This is a genomic window from Streptomyces sp. NPDC005898 (genome assembly GCF_040629635.1).
Classification (GTDB): Bacteria; Actinomycetota; Actinomycetes; order Streptomycetales; family Streptomycetaceae; genus Streptomyces.
The window spans coordinates 166,348-184,806 of sequence record NZ_JBEXWC010000008.1 but is presented as its reverse complement, the minus strand read 5'-3'; the positions used below and the strand labels follow the sequence as shown (position 1 = coordinate 184,806).

Here is an 18,459-nt window from a genome sequence, read left to right as displayed (position 1 = left end):
GGCTGGCGTACGCTGGCTGGCAGTCCGTCCACAACCCTTACGAAAGGGACGCCCCGGTGACCGAGAAGGCCGACCTTCAGTCCGTCCTCGACCGTGCCGCCGCAGGTGGCCGGATCACCCCCGAGGAGGCGCTCGCCCTCTACCGGGACGCCCCGCTGCACGCGCTCGGCGCCGCCGCCGACGCCGTGCGCCGCCGCCGCTACGCCGGTACGGAGCACATCGCGACGTACATCATCGAGCGGAACATCAACTACACGAACGTCTGCGTGACGGCCTGCAAGTTCTGCGCCTTCTACGCCGCCCCGAAGGACACCAAGAAGGGGTGGAGCCGCGACCTCGACGACATCCTGCGCCGCTGCGCGGAGACCGTCGAGCTGGGCGGCACGCAGGTCATGTTCCAGGGCGGGCACCACCCCGACTACGGCGTCGAGTACTACGAGAAGCACTTCGCGGCGATCAAGGAGAACTTCCCGCAGCTGGTCATCCACTCCCTCGGCGCGTCCGAGGTCGAGCACATGGCCCGCATCTCGAAGGTCCCCGTAGAGGAGGCCATCCAGCGGATCAACGCCGCCGGCCTCGACTCCTTCGCGGGCGCCGGCGCCGAGCTGCTGCCGGAGCGGCCGCGCAAGGCCATCGCCCCGCTCAAGGAGAGCGGCGAGCGCTGGCTGGAGATCATGGAGATCGCCCACAACCTCGGCGTGGAGTCCACCTCCACGATGCTCATGGGGACGGGCGAGACCAACGCCGAGCGCATCGAGCACCTGCGGATGATCCGCGACGTGCAGGACCGGACCGGGGGCTTCCGGGCCTTCATCCCGTACACGTACCAGCCCGAGAACAACCACCTCAAGGGCCGTACGCAGGCGACGATCTTCGAGTACATCCGCATGATCGCCATCGCGCGGATCTTCCTGGACAACGTCGCGCACATCCAGGGCTCCTGGCTGACCACCGGCAAGGAGGCCGGCCAGCTGACGCTGCACTACGGCGCGGACGACCTCGGCTCGGTGATGCTGGAGGAGAACGTCGTCTCCTCGGCGGGGGCCAAGCACCGCTCGAACCTGCGCGAGATGATCGACATGATCCGCACGGCGGACCGGGTGCCGGCCCAGCGCGCCACCACGTACGAGCACCTCGTCGTCCACGACGACCCGGCGAACGACCCGGTCGACGACCGCGTCGCCTCGCACATCTCGTCCACCGCGATCGAGGGCGGCACGGCACATCCCGAGCTGAAGCTCCTCGCCACCAACTGAGGCCGCCTTGCTGACACTTCACGTCGCCGAGGGCACGCCGGAGACGGCGGTCCTGGTCGAGGGGGCGAGCGTCGCCGCCGTCGGGCCGTACGAGGAGCTGGCCGCCGCGCGTCCCGCCGCCCGGGTCCGCCGCTGGCCCGGCATCCTCACGCCGGGCCTGCTCAACCCCTACGGGCCCGAGCTGCTGGAGGCCACCTACCACCCCGATCCGCGCGAGGCCGGGTGGCTGGGCACCGAGCCGATCGGCGGCGAGCGGGCGAAGGCGCTGTTCCGCAAGGACCCGGCCCGGCTCGGCGCGAGCGCGCGGCGCGGGGTGCAGCGGCTCCTCGCGCACGGCACGGTGGCCCTCGCGGGCGAGCTGCGGGCCCGCCCCGTCCTGGACGCGGTCCGCAGGGCCGGCCTGGCGATGGCCGCCCGCCCGCCCCACCTCGCGGGCCCCCCGTCCCTCTCCCCGACCCCGCTGGTCCTGCTGCCCCCCTTGCAGCCGGGCGCCCCCGCCCGCTTCGCCGTCTTCGACGTCCCCGACCGCCAAGCCCTGGTGGAGCAGGGCGCGGCAACCTGCGCGGCAACGATCCTCGCCGGCCGCCTACTCCACAGAACAACCTGACCCACCCCGCCCCCACCCCCCAAGGGGCGCGGGGAACGGCGCGAGCAACGACGACGGACCCGCACCCGGGAACGCACAGCCACCCCCCCAAGGGGCGCGAGGAACGGCGCGAGCAACCCCAACGCACCCGCACCTGAGAACGCACGACCACCCCCCCCAAGGGGCGCGAGGAACGGCGCGAGCAACCACAACGCGCCCGCACCGCCAAGAGCCCCCGGCTCCCCACGGCGCCGCCCCCGCCAGGGGAAGAAGACCGGCCTGACACAATGGGCCGGGTGACCCGAGCCACCCTGGACAAGCAGCCGCACGAAGTCGCCACGATGTTCGACGACGTCGCGGAGCGATACGACCTCACCAACGACGTGCTCTCCCTCGGCCAGGCCCGCCTCTGGCGCAAGGAGGTCGCCAAGGCCGTCGACGCGCGCCCCGCGCAGAAGGTCCTCGACCTCGCCGCCGGTACCGCCACCTCCTCCCAGCCCTTCGCCCGCGCCGGCGCGTACGTCGTGCCCTGCGACTTCTCCCTCGGCATGCTCCGGGTCGGCAAGGCACGCCACCCCTGGATGCCGTTCACGGCCGGCGACGGGACGCGGCTGCCGTTCAAGGACGACACCTTCGACGCCGTCACCATCTCCTTCGGGCTGCGCAACATCCAGGACACCGACGCGGCCCTGCGCGAGCTGTACCGCGTGACGAGGCCCGGCGGACGCGTCGTGATCTGCGAGTTCTCCAGCCCGACCTGGGCGCCGTTCAGGACGGTCTACACCGAGTACCTGATGCGCGCCCTGCCGCCGGTCGCCCGCGCCGTCTCGTCCAACCCGGACGCGTACGTGTACCTCGCCGAGTCGATCCGCTCCTGGCCCGACCAGCCCGCGCTCGCCGCCCGGCTGCGCGACGCGGGCTGGTCGAAGGTCGCCTGGCGGAACCTGACGGGCGGCGTCGTGGCGCTGCACCGGGGATACAAGCAGGCCTGAACGACAAGCGCTCCGTAACGCTTGAGTGGAGAACGCGCATCTGGGCCGGCGGGGAACCGGCCACGGGGCAAGATGTGTCCGTTGATACGACCCGTGCCGGAACTTATCTGGTTCTTATAGGGTCGGTCCTTCCCGCTCGCGGGTGATCTCCTGGACTGTGACGGAGCGTTTGATGGCGTCGTACTGCCCGCACTGTGGGGCATCTGCCCCCGATGAGGCCCGCTTCTGCATGAAGTGCGGCAAGGAACGCCCCCCGGAGCCGTCGGCACCGAAGGAACCGCCCGCCTCGACCGAGACCCCGGAAGACGGAGTTCCCGCAGTACCGGTGTCGCCGCCTCCGCCCGCCCACACCCCCGCGCTCACTCCCGCCCACACCCCCGCGCACGCGCCCGCCGGGCCCTCGCCCGTCGGCGCCTTCCTCGGGCGTACGTTCCGCGGCGACTGGGCCGGTGCCGCGCAGGCCGCGCTCTGGCCCCTCGCGCTGCTGCTCATCGGCGCCATCGGCATCGCCATCCCCTCGTACGGCCAAGAGGACGCGGTGGTCGTCGGGTTCGTCGCCCGGCTGCGGGTCGGTCTGGCGCTGCTCCTCCAATCGGTGGGCGGCGGCTTTGAACTGACGGGCAGTGAGCGGGGTCCCGGCTTCGGCGGGTCGAACGGCACCGGCTCGGGCAGCCTCGGCTCCAGCGACCTCGGCTCCGACGGTCCCGGCTCCGACGGTCTCGGCTCGGGCGGCGGATTCGGTTCGGGCGGCGGGTTCGGTTCGAGTGGCGGGTTCGGTTCGGGCGGACTCGGCTCGGACTCCTCCGGGTCCGTGTTCGAAGGCACCGCCTCCCTGCACTTCGTCCCGCTCACCGTGACCGTGCTGTGGCTCCTGGCGCTGTTCATCGGCGTACGCGTCCTGCGGGGCTGCCTCGCCGCGCGGGGCCACGGCGGGCACGGCGGGGGCACGGCGGGCCTGGAAGCGGCCCTGCGCGTCACGCTGTTGGTGACCGTGGGCGTCCTGGCGCTCGCGCTCTTCGCGCAGCCCGAGATCGAGGGCATCGAACTGTCGTCGTCCCCGGCGCTCGCCGCGCTCGGCGCGCTGGTGCTCACGCTCGTCGTCTCCTGCGCGGTGCTGCAAGGGTTCCCCGCGCACCCCGGCGCGCGGTTGGTCGCCCGCGCCGCGGGCACCGCGCTGCGCGCCCTGGTGGTCGTCCTCGTGCTCTGCTCGCTCGTCGCCTTCGTCAGCCTGGCCCAGATCGACGACCTGGACCGGGCGACCGACCTCGACGACACCGACGTCTCACCGCTCCTGATCGCCCTGCTCCTCCTGCCGAACCTCGCCGTCGCCGCGCTCGGCATCGGCTGGGGAGCGGGCGCGCAGGCGTCGGTGCGGGGCAGCAGCTCGCTGTACGGCGGCGGGCACGAGAGCCGGTCCTTCGGCCTCTCCGAGCTGGGTGACGTCACCAACGACTGGGCGATCGTGGGCGCGTTGGCGCTCGGCCTGGTCTGCGCGCTGACGATCGGCGTGCTCGCCGCGCGGCGCTGTGCGAGCCGGGGCGAGCAACTGCTGTCCGCCGCGCTCTTCTTCGGGCTCGTCCTGCTGCTCGCCGGGGCCGGCGGGATCGGCGTCGAGGCGTCGGGCTCGGCGGCCGCCGGCGGCTCGGGCTTCGGCGGTCTCAGCGGCAACGGCGGTGTGGAGGTCGGACTCGACGTCCCCGAGGTACTGCTGTTCGGCCTGCTGTGGGTCTTCGCGGCGACGCTGCTCGGGCCGTACCTGCTGAGGATGACGGGCCGGCCGACGGCTGTGGCCGCGCCCGCGTACGCCCCCGGAGCGCCGCCGTACGCCGCCCCTGCGGGGATCGCCCCTACGGGGGACGCGGTTGCCGCAGACGTGCCGGTAGGGGTCGCGGCCATGGGCGCCACGCCCACCGGGGCCGAGTCCGGGTCGTCCGGAGCCGCCGAGCCCGCGACCGGCGAGCCCGAGACCGGCGGACCCGCATCCTCCGGTTCCGCCGGGGCCGGTTCCACCGAGTCCGGTTCCGCCGGCACCACCCCCCGCGAACTCACTCCCGCCGAAGCCGCCGCCTACGTCACCCAGCGCGCCCACGGCACACCGGCTCCTGGCACACCGGCCCCCGGCACACCGGCCCCCGGCAACCCCGGCCCCGGCACACCGACCCCCGGCACCCACACCCCGCCCGCCCTGTACCCCGCGTACACCCCCCAGGCCGTCCACATCGGTCCGCAGCAGGCGCCCGCCGAGCCCAAGCGCCGTGGGCGCGCCGGGGTCTGGGCGGGGACGCTCGCCGCCGCCTTCGTCATCGGCGGGGGCGCCACGGCCGGGATCCTGATCTGGCAGGACAACGCCGACGACAAGGCGGGCGACGCGGGCAAGAACGGCAAGCCCGCCGCCAGTCGTTCGGGGGAGCCGAGCCAGGAACCCAGCTCGGTCGTCTCGCAGGAACCCCCGGGCCCCGAGTCGAGCGACAGCTCGGACACCGAGGCCTCCGGGGGCGGCGAGGACAGCGAGGTCCCCGCGGGCTCCGAACGGGTGACCGACTCCGAGGGGTTCTCCTTCGCGGTCCCGACGGGCTGGACGCGGCAGACCGTGAACCCGGAGCGGCCGGGGCAGATCACGTACGCGGACCCGACCGGGCGCGAGCAGTTCCTCGTCGGCGTCGTCGTGGACGCGCCCTACACCTCGTACGAGAACTTCACGAACATCGAGGATCACACCAAGTCCGCCTCGGACAAGTCGGACTACCGGCGGATCCAGCTGGAGCGGAACACCTTCCGGGGGCGGGACGGCGCCCTGTGGGAGTACACCTACACCGACGAGGTGGGCCGCACGATCCACGCCCTCAACCAGAGCTACATCGCCGAGAACGGCACCGAGTACGCCATCCAGCTGTCCTGGCGCGAGGACTTCTGGTCCGCGGGCGAGGGTGCCCAGACGCACCGGACGGCGCTGCGGACCTGGCGGCTCACGGGGGACTGACCCCCGCCCCGGCCGCGCCCCGCCGCGCTACAGCGTGAGCCGGAAGCAGTACGCCACGCGCCGCGCCCCCTCGCCCTCGGGCGGCGGGGGCGTGGTGAAGGTCTCGCCCAGCTCCATGCCGAGCCGCCGGGTCACCGCGACGGAACGTTCGTTGCCGGCGTCGACCATCGCCACCACGCTCGGCACCCCCCGCTCGCGCAGCCGTTCGACGGTGAGGGTGGCGGCGGCGGTCGCGTACCCCTTGCCCCAGGCCGCGCGCCCCAGCCGCCAGCCGATCTCGGTCTCCCCGACCGGCCCCCACGGCCGGGTCCAGGGCTGGGCGCCCGTGAAGCCGACGGGCTCACCGGCCTCGTCCAGCAGGGTCCACAGGCAGTACCCCAGTTCGGCGTCGTGTCTGCGCTGCCGGGCGGTCAGCTCCTCGTACACGGACAGCTCCGCGGGCGCGCCCCCGTGGAACTCCATGACCTCGGGGTCGCGGAAGAGCCGGTGCCAGGCGAAGGCGTCCTCGTGGGTCGGGACCCGCAGCCGCACGGCGGGCGGGCGTGCGGCGGAAGGCCGGGCGGCGGGAAGCTGTCCGGTCGGCAGGGTGTCGGTCTGCTCGGTCACGTGTGGCCCTTCGGCTGGCTGGTCGCTACCGCCTCATAGACTGCCCATATCCCGTGCCGGTCGGCACACAGATTTCGAGCCTTGGGGAGAACCCGCCGTGACCGAGCCCCTCTCCGAACACTCAGCGGACGTCATCGTCGTCGGAGCCGGGCCCGCCGGTTCGACGACGGCGTACTACCTGGCGAAGGCCGGGCTCGACGTCCTCCTCCTGGAGAAGACCGCGTTCCCGCGCGAGAAGGTCTGCGGTGACGGGCTCACCCCGCGCGCCACCAAGCAGCTGGTGTCCATGGGCATCGACATCTCCGAAGAGGCGGGCTGGCTGCGGAACAAGGGCCTGCGCATCATCGGCGGAGGCATGCGGCTCCAGCTGGACTGGCCCGAGCTGGCCTCGTACCCCGACTACGGCCTCGTCCGCAAGCGCGACGACTTCGACGAGCAGCTCGCCCGGCAGGCGCAGAAGGCCGGCGCCCGGCTCCACGAGCGGTGCAACGTCGGCGAGCCGATCATCGACGACCGCACCGGCCGCGTCACCGGCGTGCACGCCAAGCTCGGCGAGGAGAAGACCCCGGTCACCTTCCACGCGCCGCTGGTCGTCGCGGCCGATGGCAACTCCTCGCGGATCTCGCTGGCCATGGGCCTGCACCGCCGCGAGGACCGCCCGATGGGCGTGGCCGTGCGCACCTACTTCACCTCGCCCCGCCACGACGACGACTACCTGGAGTCCTGGCTGGAGCTGTGGGACCGCCGCGGGCCCGGCGCGGACCGGCTCCTGCCCGGCTACGGCTGGATCTTCGGCATGGGCGACGGCACGTCGAACGTCGGCCTCGGCATCCTCAACTCCTCCAAGGCCTTCCGCGAACTGGACTGGCGTGAGGTCCTCAAGGCCTGGTGCGCCTCGATGCCCGAGGACTGGGGGTACACCCCGGACAACATGACGATGCCGATCCGGGGCGCGGCCCTGCCGATGGCCTTCAACCGCCAGCCGCACTACACCAAGGGGCTGCTCCTGGTGGGCGACGCGGGCGGCCTCGTCAACCCGTTCAACGGCGAGGGCATCGCGTACGCCATGGAGTCCGGGCAGCTGGCCGCCGACGTCATCGTGCAGGCACACGCGCGTGCCACCCCCGCCCAGCGCGAACTGGCCCTCCAGAACTACCCGCAGATCCTCAAGGACACCTACGGCGGCTACTACACGCTGGGCCGCGCCTTCGTGAAGCTCATCGGCAACCCGAAGATCATGAAGATCGCCGCGCAGCGCGGTCTGACGCACCCCGTCCTGATGAAGTTCACGCTGAAGATGCTGGCGAACCTCACGGACCCGACGGGCGGCGACGCCATGGACCGCATCATCAACGGACTGAGCAAGGTGGCGCCGAAGGCGTGAACGGCGTGCACGGCGGACCGGCATCGGTGGACCGCGCGCTCGACCTCCTGGAGGCGATCGCCCGCTCCCCGGAGCCGGTCGGCGCCAAGTCGCTCGCGGGCGAACTGGGCTGCGCCCTCTCGACGGTCTACCACCTGCTGGCCCCGCTGACCGCGCGCGGGCACGTCGCCCGCACCGGCGCCGGCTACGTCCTGGGGCCGCGGGTGCCCGCCCTGTACCGGTCGTTCCAGCGGCACGCGGGCATCGACGCGGGCACCCGGGGGCTGTTGCTCGGGGTGCGCCGGGCCGTCGGCGCCCACGCCTATCTCAGCGTGCGCCGCGGCGGACGGATCGCGGTGGTCGACAGCACCACGGCCGTCACGGCCGACGCCGCCGACCCGTTCGAGGTCGGTCTCGACCAGGGCGCACACGCCACCGCCCACGGCAAGGTGCTGCTCGCCTCACTGGGCCGGCCGGCCAGGCGCCGCTACCTCGACGAGCACGGCCTGCCCCGGCTGACCGAGCACACCATCACGAGCCCGGACCGCTTCGAGGCCGAGCTGCGCCGGGTGCGGGCGGCGGGCGTCGCGGTGTCGGTGGGGGAGACGGACCCGGCGTACACCTGCGTGGCGGTACCCCTCGGGGACGGCACGCGGGCGCTTTCGGTCTCGCTGCCGACGGCGCGCTTCCGCGGGCGGCGCTCGGAGTTGGCGCGGGTCCTCACCCGTGCCGCGCGGCACGGTTTTCCGGCAGCGTCGGAATAGCGGGCGGCTCCGGTTGCCGGGGTCGGTGGGCGGGCGGACGCTGGGTCCATGATCTTCATCGCCGTCAAGTTCACCGTCCGCCCGGAGCACGCCGACACCTGGCTGGAGCGGACCGCCGCCTTCACCCGCGCCACGCGCGCCGAGCCGGGCAACCTGTTCTTCGAGTGGTCGCGCAGCGTCGACGACCCCCACCAGTTCGTCCTGCTGGAGGCGTTCGCCTCGCCCGAGGCCGGCACCGCGCACGTGGAGTCGGAGCACTTCAAGGCCGGCATGGAGGCGATGGCCGAGGCCGTCGCGGAGGTCCCGCGGATCGTGAACACGCAGGTTCCGGGCGACGACTGGTCGCTGATGGCGGAGCTGACACCGAAGAACGGCCGGCCGTAGGCCACTGGAACGGCTGTACGGCCGTCTGAGGGCGCGCGAAGGGCCGGAACCCCACCGGGGGGTTCCGGCCCTTCGTACGTGGCTCCAAGGGGCCGTCAGAGGACGCGCACGGCACCCGACGCCGGGTAACCCGACAGATCCTGGATGACGACGCCCTTGCTGGGGTTGGCGGCGTCGAGGTACTGGCCGTTGCCGATGTACACGCCCACGTGGTACGCGGAGCCCGCGCCACCCCAGTAAAGGATGTCGCCCACCTGGACGTTGGAGAGCGAGACCGGCGTGCCGGCGACCGACTGGTCCTGCGAGACGCGCGGAAGGTCCACGCCCGCCTGCTTGAACGCGGCCTGCACCAGGCTGGAGCAGTCCCAGGCGTTCGGGCCCGAGGCGCCCATCACGTACGCGTCGCCGAGCTGCGCCTTGAGGAAGCTGATGACCGTGCCGACGCTGCCGCTGGCCGGGGCGGCCGAGTCAGAGGCGGACGCGGAGGTGGCGGCGGCGGAACCGCCGCCGGACGTCGTCTGGGTGGAGAGCGTGGTGCGCTCGGTGGCGCGCGAGGCGCGCTCCTGCTCGGCCTTCTTCTTCGCGGCGGCGTCGGCCTTGCGCTTGGCCTCGGCCTTCTGCTCGGCCTGCGCCTGGTCGGCGCGGGCCTGCTTGGCGGCCTTGGCGGCGGCGGCGTCCCGCTCGGCGTGCGACTCGTAGGTGTCGGCGGCCTGCTGGGTGGCGTCCGCCGACTGCGCGATCTGCGCGGACAGATCGGTGGTGAGCGTGGGCATTTCGATGGTCTCGGACACCGGCTCGGCCGCGTTCGCCGTACCGGCCGCCGCGGCCACTGCCAGGGTGCTGAGGACGCCACCGGCAACTCCGGCGCGCAGGGCGATCTTGGAGGCGCTGCGACGGGGCTTCCGGTGGCTGGGTATGTGAGCGGTGTGGGACATGGGAACAACCGGTACCAGGGACTTGTGGTTCCCATCAAGAAACGTGTGCTGCGCCACAGTTGCCGCTCGCGGGCTTGAATCCCGGGCGTGTCGCTTCTTATTGACGCCGTAACGGGCAATGCGGACACGGCCGATCACGCCTGTGATCATGGGTTTTCTGAGATACGCCCGAATTGCCCTCGGTCTACCACCGGTTGAGACCGTTGGCCAAGCCCGCTTGATTTGGCGTGGGGCTGTTGTGGCGCAGGTCACAGGGAGAGCCCCTCGGGGATCTCCCTGAGATCTTGCCGAGACCTCCCTGAGATCTCCCGTACTTTTCGACTGCCCGGTGCGGGGATTTCGAACCCGGCGCGACGCGTCGGCGGGTGCGCGGACGGACCGGCGACGGGTGCCGGTCCCGGGACCGGTCGGCGCTCCGTTCGTGAATCGGTGCACGTGTCCACTTCCGTCCCCATCTCTGCCGCCAAAGTGTGAACGGGGCGCCTTTATCAAGTGAGCGTGCCCAGCGCCAATTTGCCTGAACCGGCCATGGCTTGATAGTGCGACACCTCTTCGACCAGCGGTAACACGCCGAGATGTCACCTCTGGTGATCACTCAGGTGCTTCGCGTACGAAGATCACCGCTCATCCGACTTCATGATCCTTCGTCAGGTGGTGGAGATCACAAAGCTGTTGGCGCACCCCGTGTCGCAGATCACAGACCGCCGGGCATAAGATGCGGGGCAGTTGGGCTTGTGACCTGCTTCACATGAGAGCGATCTTCGTGGGGCCCGGGCTCGGTCCGACGCAACCGCCAACAGTCAGTGCCGACTGAGAGGAGCGAGGAGCGTGAACGCCTATGCGCCCATCCTCGTGCTGGGAGCCCTCGGGGCAGGCTTTGCGATCTTCTCCGTGGTCATGGCCGCGCTTATCGGTCCAAAGCGGTACAACCGCGCGAAGCTAGAGGCCTATGAGTGCGGTATCGAGCCGACGCCGACGCCGGCCGGGGGTGGGCGATTCCCCATCAAGTACTACCTGACGGCGATGCTCTTCATCGTCTTCGACATCGAGATCGTCTTCCTCTACCCCTGGGCCGTCACCTTCGACGCGCTGGGGATTTTCGGGCTCGTGGAGATGCTGCTCTTCGTGCTCACCGTCTTCGTCGCGTACGCGTACGTATGGCGGCGCGGCGGCCTGGAATGGGACTAAAGGTCTGAGGGGCCAAAGAGCATGGGACTCGAAGAGAAACTGCCGAGCGGTTTTCTGCTGACCACCGTCGAACAAGCGGCCGGCTGGGTGCGCAAGTCGTCCGTCTTCCCCGCCACGTTCGGCCTCGCCTGCTGCGCCATCGAGATGATGACGACCGGCGCGGGGCGGTACGACCTGGCGCGCTTCGGCATGGAGGTCTTCCGCGGTTCACCGCGCCAGGCGGATCTGATGATCGTGGCGGGCCGGGTGAGCCAGAAGATGGCGCCGGTCCTGCGGCAGGTCTACGACCAGATGCCCAACCCCAAGTGGGTGATCTCGATGGGGGTTTGCGCCTCATCGGGCGGGATGTTCAACAATTACGCGATTGTGCAGGGTGTGGACCATGTCGTCCCCGTCGACATCTATTTGCCCGGTTGTCCGCCCCGCCCCGAGATGCTGATGGACGCGATCCTCAAGCTCCACCAGAAGATCCAGGGCGGCAAGCTCGGCGTGAACGCGCAAGAGGCGGCCCGCGAGGCGGAGGAGGCGGCCCTCAAGGCCCTCCCCACCATCGAGATGAAGGGGCTGCTGCGGTGAGCGACGCGCACGACGAGCGCCCGAACGGCAAGGGCGACGACAAGACCCCGGATGCCACCGGCGAGCACCTGAACGGGGGCGGCCTCCCCGCCCCGCGCGACGCGGCCGGCGACGTCATCCGCGTACGCAAGGGCATGTTCGGCGCCGAGAACGGCGGCGACACCTCCGGGTACGGCGGCCTGGTGCGGACCATCACCCTGCCCGGCGCCACCCCGCGCCCCTACGGCGGCTGGTTCGACGAGGTCGCGGACGAACTGGAGGGCGCCCTGGAGGAACAGGGCCTGCTCCCCGAGAACGCGATCGAGAAGACGGTCGTCGACCGAGGCGAACTGACCTTCCACATCGCCCGCGAGCACCTCGTGCGCGTCGCCCGGACCCTGCGCGACGACCCGGCCCTGCGCTTCGAACTGTGCACCGGCGTCAGCGGAGTGCACTTCCTGGAGGACAAGGGCCGCGAGCTGCACGCCGTCTACCACCTGCGCTCCCTGACCCACAACCGGCTGATCCGGCTGGAGGTCGGTGCCCCCGACGCCGATCCGCACGTCCCCTCCCTCGTCTCCGTCTATCCGACGAACGACTGGCACGAGCGCGAGGCGTACGACTTCTTCGGGCTGATCTTCGACGGTCACCCGGCCCTGACGCGGATCATGATGCCGGACGACTGGCAGGGCTTCCCGCAGCGCAAGGACTACCCCCTCGGCGGCATCCCCGTCGAGTACAAGGGCGCCCAGATCCCGGCTCCGGACCAGCGGAGGTCGTACAGCTGATGAGCACTTCCCACGCATCTGCCCGGGAGACCACCGAGGGGACCGTCTACACGGTCACCGGCGGCGACTGGGACGAGGTCGTCCAGGCCGCCGCGAAGGCCGACGACGAGCGCATCATCGTCAACATGGGGCCCCAGCACCCCTCCACGCACGGTGTGCTCCGCCTGATCCTGGAGATCGAGGGCGAGACCGTCTCCGAGGCCCGCTGCGGCATCGGCTATCTGCACACGGGCATCGAGAAGAACCTCGAGTACCGCACCTGGACGCAGGGCACGACGTTCGTCACGCGCATGGACTACCTGACGCCGTTCTTCAACGAGACGGCGTACTGCCTCGGGGTCGAGAAACTCCTCGGCATCGAGGAACAGATCCCGGACCGTGCCTCGATCATCCGCGTGCTCCTCATGGAGCTGAACCGCCTCTCCTCGCACCTGGTGTGCATCGCCACCGGCGGCATGGAACTGGGCGCGACGACGATCATGATCTACGGCTTCCGGGATCGTGAACTGATTCTCGACATCTACGAACTGATCACCGGCCTGCGGATGAACCACGCGTACATCCGGCCCGGCGGACTCGCCCAGGACCTGCCGCCCGGCGCGGTGGACCAGATCCGCGAGTTCGTGAAGAAGATGAACAAGAACCTTCCCGAGTACGACAAGCTCGCCACCGGGAACCCCATCTTCAAGGCCCGCATGCAGGACGTCGGCTATCTCGACCTCGCCGGCTGCATGGCGCTCGGCGCCACCGGCCCGGTCCTGCGCTCGGCCGGCCTGCCGCACGACCTGCGCAAGTCCCAGCCCTACTGCGGCTACGAGAACTACGACTTCGAGGTCCCGACCGCGGACACCTGCGACTCCTACGGCCGCTTCCTGATCCGCCTCGAAGAGATGCGGCAGTCGCTGCGCATCGTCGAGCAGTGCCTGGACCGGCTCGCGCCGGGCCCGGTCATGGTCGCCGACAAGAAGATCGCCTGGCCCGCGCAGCTGGCGCTCGGCCCCGACGGCCTCGGCAACTCGCTCGACCACATCAAGAAGATCATGGGCACCTCCATGGAGGCCCTGATCCACCACTTCAAACTGGTGACCGAGGGCTTCCGGGTCCCGGCCGGCCAGGCGTACACCGCAGTCGAGTCACCCAAGGGCGAACTGGGCGTGCACGTCGTCTCCGACGGCGGCACCCGCCCCTACCGGGTCCACTTCCGCGACCCGTCCTTCACCAATCTCCAGGCCATGGCGGCGATGTGCGAGGGCGGCCAGGTCGCCGACGTCATCGTCGCCGTCGCGTCCATCGACCCCGTGATGGGAGGCGTCGACCGGTGACCACCACTCCTTCGGAGAAGGCCGCGGGCGTCAGCCTGGGCATGCCCCAACTCCCCGCCCCCGCCTACCCGGACGACGTCCGGGCCCGCCTCGAGGCGGACGCGCGGGAGATCATCGCCCGCTACCCCGACTCGCGGTCCGCGCTGCTGCCCCTGCTGCACCTCGTGCAGTCCGAGGAGGGGCACGTCACCCGCACCGGCATGCGGTTCTGCGCCGACGTCCTCGGCCTGACCACCGCAGAGGTCACGGCCGTCGCGACCTTCTACACCATGTACCGGCGCAAGCCCTCCGGCGACTACCAGGTCGGCGTCTGCACCAACACGCTCTGCGCGGTCATGGGCGGCGACGCCATCTTCGACGAACTCAAGGCCCACCTCGGCGTCGGCAACGACGAGACGACCGAGGACGGCAAGATCACCCTTGAGCACATCGAGTGCAACGCCGCCTGCGACTTCGCCCCCGTGGTGATGGTCAACTGGGAGTTCTTCGACAACCAGACCCCCGAGTCCGCCAAGCGGCTCGTGGACGACCTGCGCGACGGCAAGACCGTACGGCCCACCCGCGGGGCGCCCTTGTGCACGTACAAGGAGACCGCCCGCATCCTGGCCGGCTTCCCCGACGAGCGGCCCGGCGCCGTCGAGGCGAGCGGCGGCGCGGGCCCCGCCTCACTGATCGGGCTGCGCCTGGCCAAGGGCGAGGCGCCCCAACGACGCGTCGTCCACCCGCGCACCGCGGGCCCGCAGGACGAGGCCCCCGCCGAGCACCTCAGCTCGCACGACGCACCGCAGCAGACCTCGGCATCCGACCCGGCCAACCCGGCCGGACCGACCGCCGAGGAGGGGGAGTGATGACCTTGGCCGCCGAGATCAACAACGAGACCAGCCCGGAGAAGCTGCTCGCCCCCGTCCTCACGGCCTTCTGGGACGAGGACAAGCCCTGGACGCTGGAGACCTACCGGCGCCACGACGGCTACGAGGGCCTGCGCAAGGCACTCGCCATGGCCCCCGACGACCTCATCGCGTACGTGAAGGACGCGGGCCTGCGCGGCCGCGGCGGCGCGGGCTTCCCCACCGGGATGAAGTGGCAGTTCATCCCGCAGGGCGACGGCAAACCGCACTATCTGGTCGTCAACGCCGACGAGTCGGAGCCGGGGACCTGCAAGGACATCCCGCTCCTCTTCGCGAACCCGCATTCCCTCATCGAGGGGATCGTGATCGCGTGCTACGCGATCCGTTCGTCGCATGCCTTCATCTATCTGCGGGGCGAGGTCGTCCCCGTGCTGCGCAGGCTGCACGAAGCCGTCCGCGAGGCCTACGCGGCGGGCTACCTCGGCAAGGACATCCTGGGCAGCGGACTCGATCTCGAACTCACCGTGCACGCGGGCGCGGGCGCGTACATCTGCGGTGAGGAGACGGCGCTGCTCGACTCGCTCGAAGGCCGACGCGGCCAACCGCGACTGCGTCCCCCCTTCCCGGCCGTCGCGGGCCTCTACGCATGCCCCACTGTCGTGAACAACGTCGAGTCCATCGCGTCGGTTCCCGCGATCCTCCATCGCGGAAAAGACTGGTTCAAGTCGATGGGGAGCGAGAAGTCCCCGGGCTTCACGCTCTACTCGCTCAGCGGCCACGTCACCAACCCCGGCCAGTACGAGGCCCCGCTCGGCATCACGCTGCGCCAGCTGCTCGACATGAGCGGCGGCATGCGCGCCGGACACCGGCTCAAGTTCTGGACGCCCGGCGGCTCCTCGACGCCGATGTTCACCGACGAGCACCTCGACGTCCCCCTCGACTACGAAGGCGTGGGCGCCGCCGGTTCGATGCTCGGCACCAAGGCGCTCCAGTGCTTCGACGAGACGACGTGCGTGGTGCGGGCCGTGACCCGCTGGACCGAGTTCTACGCCCATGAGTCCTGCGGAAAGTGCACGCCCTGCCGCGAAGGGACGTACTGGCTCGTGCAGTTGCTCCGCGACATCGAGGCCGGCAAGGGCGTCCTGGCCGACCTCGACAAGCTCAACGACATCGCCGACAACATCAACGGCAAGTCCTTCTGCGCCCTCGGCGACGGCGCCGCCTCGCCGATCTTCTCCTCGCTGAAGTACTTCCGCGAGGAGTACGAGCAGCACATCACCGGCAAGGGCTGCCCCTTCGACCCGGCCAGGTCGACCCTGTGGAGCGACCGCACCGACCAGCACACGGAGGTGAACGCATGACAGTGACCACGAACAGCGCTCCCTCCGGGGGCGGCGCGGCGGCCGTACCGCCCGAGGACCTCGTGTCGCTGACCATCGACGGCATCGAGATCAGCGTCCCCAAGGGAACGCTGGTGATCCGCGCCGCCGAACTCCTCGGCATCGAGATCCCCCGGTTCTGCGACCACCCGCTGCTCGACCCCGCGGGCGCCTGCCGCCAGTGCATCGTGGAGGTGGAGGGCCAGCGCAAGCCGATGGCGTCCTGCACCATCACCTGCACCGACGGCATGGTCGTGAAGTCGCAGCTGACCTCGCCGGTCGCCGAGAAGGCCCAGCGCGGGGTGATGGAGCTGCTGCTCATCAACCACCCGCTGGACTGCCCGGTGTGCGACAAGGGCGGCGAATGCCCCCTGCAGAACCAGGCGATGCAGGTCGGCGACCCCGACACCCGCTTCGAGGGCAAGAAGCGGACGTACGAGAAGCCGGTGCCGATCTCCACCCAGGTGCTGCTCGACCGCGAGCGGTGCGTGCTGTGCGCGCGCTGCACCCGGTTCAGCAACCAGATCGCCGGCGACCCGATGATCGAGCTGATCGAGCGCGGCGCCCTCCAGCAGGTCGGCACCGGCGAGGGCGACCCCTTCGAGTCGTACTTCTCCGGGAACACCATCCAGATCTGCCCGGTCGGCGCCCTGACCTCGGCGGCGTACCGCTTCCGCTCCCGCCCCTTCGACCTGGTGTCGTCGCCGTCGGTGTGCGAGCACTGCGCGGGCGGCTGCGCGAGCCGCACGGACCACCGGCGCGGCAAGGTCATGCGCCGCCTCGCGCAGGAGGACCCCGAGGTCAACGAGGAGTGGATGTGCGACAAGGGGCGCTTCGCCTTCCGCTACGCGCAGCGGCCCGACCGGCTCACCACCCCCCTGGTGCGCAACGCCTCGGGTGAGCTGGAGCCCGCGAGCTGGCCCGAGGCCCTGGCGGTCGCCGCCCGCGGCCTGGCCGCCGCGCGCGGCCGGGCGGGCGTGCTGACCGGCGGCCGGCTCACCGTGGAGGACGCCTACGCGTACAGCAAGTACGCGCGCGTGGCGCTCGACACGAACGACATCGACTTCCGCGCGCGCGTGCACAGCAGCGAGGAGGCCGACTTCCTCGCGGCCCGGGTCGCCGGACGGGGCCTGGACCTGGACGGGACCGGCGTCACGTACACGGCCCTGGAGAAGGCGCCCGCCGTCCTGCTCGCCGGTCTCGAGTCCGAGGAGGAGGCGCCCGGCGTCTTCCTGCGGCTGCGCAAGGCCTGGCGCAAGCACGGCCAGCGCACCTTCTCCCTCGCCACGCACGTCACACGGGGCCTGGAGAAGGCGGGCGGCACGCTGCTGCCCGCGGCTCCCGGCACCGAGACGGAGTGGCTGGACGCCCTCGCCGCCGACGTGGGACTCGCGGACGACGGGGCCGGGGCCGCCGAGGCGCTGCGTACGCCCGGGGCCGTCATCGTCGTCGGTGAGCGGCTCGCGGCCGTGCCCGGCGGACTCACCGCCGCCGTGCGCACCTCCCTGGCGACCGGCGCCCAGCTGGTGTGGATCCCGCGCCGGGCGGGCGAGCGGGCCGCCGTCGAGGTGGGCGCGCTGCCGTCGCTGCTGCCCGGCGGCCGCCCGGCCACCGACCCGCGCGCGCGGGAGGAGGTCGCGGCCGCCTGGGGCGTCGCCGAACTCCCGCACCGCTACGGCCGCGACACCGGGCAGATCGTCGAGGCCGCCGCGACCGGCGAACTCGGCGCGCTGCTCGTCGCGGGCGTGGAGGTGGCCGACCTGCCCGACCCGGCACGCGCGCGTGAGGCGCTCGACGCGGTCGGCTTCCTGGTCTCGCTGGAGCTGCGGCCCAGCGAGGTGACACAGCGGGCCGACGTCGTCCTGCCGGTGGCCGCGGTCGCGGAGAAGCCGGGCACCTTCCTCAACTGGGAGGGCCGGGCGCGGATGTTCGACGCCGCGCTGAAGCCGGACCACATGACGCGCAGGCTGGCGCCCACCGACGCGCGCGTGCTGCACATGCTGGCCGACGCCGGTGACGTCCACCTCGGGCTGCCCGACCTGGTCACGCTCCGCCGCGAGCTGGACCGGCTCGGCGGCTGGGGCGGACCGTACGCGGATCAGCCCCGCGAGACGGGGGCCCAGCCGCCGCGGCCCGCCGCCGGAGAGGCCGTGCTCGCCGGTCACCGGCTGCTGCTCGACCAGGGCCGCCTCCAGGACGGCGACGAGGCGCTGGCCGGCACCCGGCACGCCGCCCACGCGCGCGTGTCCGCCGCCACGGCGGCCGAGGCGGGCGTGAAGGACGGCGACCTCCTCGCGGTCACCGGCCCGGCCGGGTCGACCGCGCTGCCGCTCCAGGTCACCGCGATGCCCGACCGGGTGGTCTGGCTGCCGCTGAACTCGACGGGCGGAGGCGTCGCTTCGGACACCGGCGCGCGCCCCGGCGAACTCGTCCGCATCGGCCCGGCGGTCCCGCCGGAGTCCACCGAGGCCCCGGAGGTGACGTCGTGACGCACACCGTGGTGCCGCTTGCGG

16 protein-coding genes and 1 pseudogene are annotated in these 18,459 nt (G+C 71.6%); 15 read left to right on the top strand and 2 right to left on the bottom strand.

Annotated features, from left to right (window positions below; translation table 11 throughout):
* Nucleotides 1-56: 56 nt before the first annotated feature.
* From mqnC to ABZ385_RS14155, 5 genes and pseudogenes are all read left to right on the top strand, one after another.
* On the top strand, nt 57-1,256 hold the full coding sequence (gene mqnC / locus ABZ385_RS14175; RefSeq protein WP_358577221.1) for a cyclic dehypoxanthinyl futalosine synthase: 1,200 nt from the start codon (nt 57-59) through the stop codon (nt 1,254-1,256).
* A 7-nt stretch (nt 1,257-1,263) separates the two neighbouring features.
* Nucleotides 1,264-1,863, top strand: a complete 600-nt coding sequence (locus tag ABZ385_RS14170) for a hypothetical protein (RefSeq protein WP_358577223.1) — start codon at nt 1,264-1,266, stop codon at nt 1,861-1,863.
* Between the two features lie 275 nt (nt 1,864-2,138).
* Nucleotides 2,139-2,834, top strand: coding sequence for a demethylmenaquinone methyltransferase (locus tag ABZ385_RS14165; protein ID WP_358577226.1), 696 nt, complete (start codon nt 2,139-2,141; stop codon nt 2,832-2,834).
* Between the two features lie 172 nt (nt 2,835-3,006).
* Nucleotides 3,007-3,075: pseudogene (locus tag ABZ385_RS14160) on the top strand (zinc-ribbon domain-containing protein); the annotation flags it as partial.
* 84 nt (nt 3,076-3,159) lie between these two features.
* Nucleotides 3,160-5,814, top strand: coding sequence for a hypothetical protein (locus tag ABZ385_RS14155; protein ID WP_358911574.1), 2,655 nt, complete (start codon nt 3,160-3,162; stop codon nt 5,812-5,814).
* Between the two features lie 27 nt (nt 5,815-5,841).
* Here ABZ385_RS14155 and ABZ385_RS14150 read toward each other — a convergent pair whose 3' ends face one another.
* Complete coding sequence (locus tag ABZ385_RS14150) at nt 5,842-6,399, bottom strand: GNAT family N-acetyltransferase (RefSeq protein WP_358911565.1); 558 nt, start codon at nt 6,397-6,399, stop codon at nt 5,842-5,844.
* Between the two features lie 118 nt (nt 6,400-6,517).
* Here ABZ385_RS14150 and ABZ385_RS14145 point away from each other — a divergent pair, with 118 nt between their 5' ends.
* Genes ABZ385_RS14145 through ABZ385_RS14135 form a run of 3 tightly spaced genes read left to right on the top strand, consistent with a single transcriptional unit; the run spans nt 6,518 to nt 8,931 of the window.
* Nucleotides 6,518-7,804, top strand: coding sequence for a geranylgeranyl reductase family protein (locus tag ABZ385_RS14145; protein WP_358577228.1), 1,287 nt, complete (start codon nt 6,518-6,520; stop codon nt 7,802-7,804).
* Nucleotides 7,801-8,547 (top strand): IclR family transcriptional regulator C-terminal domain-containing protein, encoded by a 747-nt coding sequence (locus ABZ385_RS14140; RefSeq protein WP_358911462.1) that lies wholly within the window; start codon nt 7,801-7,803, stop codon nt 8,545-8,547. Before ABZ385_RS14145 ends, ABZ385_RS14140 begins: the two co-directional genes overlap by 4 nt.
* Before the next feature lie 48 nt (nt 8,548-8,595).
* A complete protein-coding gene (locus ABZ385_RS14135; protein ID WP_358577234.1) occupies nt 8,596-8,931 on the top strand; it encodes a putative quinol monooxygenase in 336 nt (111 codons plus the stop codon).
* Nucleotides 8,932-9,026: 95 nt separating this feature from the next.
* Here the strand turns inward: ABZ385_RS14135 and ABZ385_RS14130 are convergent, their stop codons facing one another.
* Complete coding sequence (locus tag ABZ385_RS14130) at nt 9,027-9,866, bottom strand: C40 family peptidase (RefSeq protein ID WP_358577237.1); 840 nt, start codon at nt 9,864-9,866, stop codon at nt 9,027-9,029.
* An 828-nt stretch (nt 9,867-10,694) separates the two neighbouring features.
* Here ABZ385_RS14130 and ABZ385_RS14125 point away from each other — a divergent pair.
* The 7 genes from ABZ385_RS14125 to ABZ385_RS14095 all read left to right on the top strand — a co-directional run bounded on the left by ABZ385_RS14125 (nt 10,695) and on the right by ABZ385_RS14095 (nt 18,435).
* Nucleotides 10,695-11,054: an NADH-quinone oxidoreductase subunit A gene (locus ABZ385_RS14125; protein ID WP_358577239.1), complete on the top strand. Its 360-nt coding sequence runs from the start codon at nt 10,695-10,697 to the stop codon at nt 11,052-11,054.
* Nucleotides 11,055-11,075: 21 nt separating this feature from the next.
* Nucleotides 11,076-11,630, top strand: coding sequence for an NADH-quinone oxidoreductase subunit B family protein (locus tag ABZ385_RS14120; protein ID WP_358577241.1), 555 nt, complete (start codon nt 11,076-11,078; stop codon nt 11,628-11,630).
* Between the two features lie 68 nt (nt 11,631-11,698).
* A complete protein-coding gene (locus tag ABZ385_RS14115) occupies nt 11,699-12,397 on the top strand; it encodes an NADH-quinone oxidoreductase subunit C (RefSeq protein WP_358698343.1) in 699 nt (232 codons plus the stop codon).
* Nucleotides 12,397-13,719: an NADH-quinone oxidoreductase subunit D gene (locus ABZ385_RS14110; RefSeq protein WP_358577243.1), complete on the top strand. Its 1,323-nt coding sequence runs from the start codon at nt 12,397-12,399 to the stop codon at nt 13,717-13,719. The genes ABZ385_RS14115 and ABZ385_RS14110 overlap by 1 nt, the downstream gene beginning before the upstream one ends.
* Nucleotides 13,716-14,567, top strand: a complete 852-nt coding sequence (gene nuoE, locus ABZ385_RS14105) for an NADH-quinone oxidoreductase subunit NuoE (RefSeq protein WP_358911460.1) — start codon at nt 13,716-13,718, stop codon at nt 14,565-14,567. Before ABZ385_RS14110 ends, nuoE begins: the two co-directional genes overlap by 4 nt.
* Nucleotides 14,567-15,928 carry an NADH-quinone oxidoreductase subunit NuoF gene (gene nuoF, locus ABZ385_RS14100; RefSeq protein ID WP_358577248.1) on the top strand — a complete coding sequence of 454 codons (1,362 nt, stop codon included), beginning with the start codon at nt 14,567-14,569 and terminating at the stop codon, nt 15,926-15,928. Before nuoE ends, nuoF begins: the two co-directional genes overlap by 1 nt.
* Entirely contained in the window at nt 15,925-18,435 is a 2,511-nt protein-coding gene (locus ABZ385_RS14095) for an NADH-quinone oxidoreductase subunit G (RefSeq protein ID WP_358911459.1), read from the top strand. Before nuoF ends, ABZ385_RS14095 begins: the two co-directional genes overlap by 4 nt.
* Nucleotides 18,436-18,459: the final 24 nt, after the last annotated feature.

Bases quoted from the DNA above. Each gene is read 5' to 3' on its own strand.
- ABZ385_RS14135 (WP_358577234.1), top strand. From the start codon at position 8,596: ATGATCTTCATCGCCGTCAAGTTCACCGTCCGCCCGGAGCACGCCGAC.
- ABZ385_RS14130 (WP_358577237.1), bottom strand. From the start codon at position 9,866: ATGTCCCACACCGCTCACATACCCAGCCACCGGAAGCCCCGTCGCAGC.
- ABZ385_RS14120 (WP_358577241.1), top strand. From the start codon at position 11,076: ATGGGACTCGAAGAGAAACTGCCGAGCGGTTTTCTGCTGACCACCGTC.
- ABZ385_RS14110 (WP_358577243.1), top strand. From the start codon at position 12,397: ATGAGCACTTCCCACGCATCTGCCCGGGAGACCACCGAGGGGACCGTC.
- nuoF (WP_358577248.1), top strand. From the start codon at position 14,567: ATGACCTTGGCCGCCGAGATCAACAACGAGACCAGCCCGGAGAAGCTG.
- ABZ385_RS14095 (WP_358911459.1), top strand. From the start codon at position 15,925: ATGACAGTGACCACGAACAGCGCTCCCTCCGGGGGCGGCGCGGCGGCC.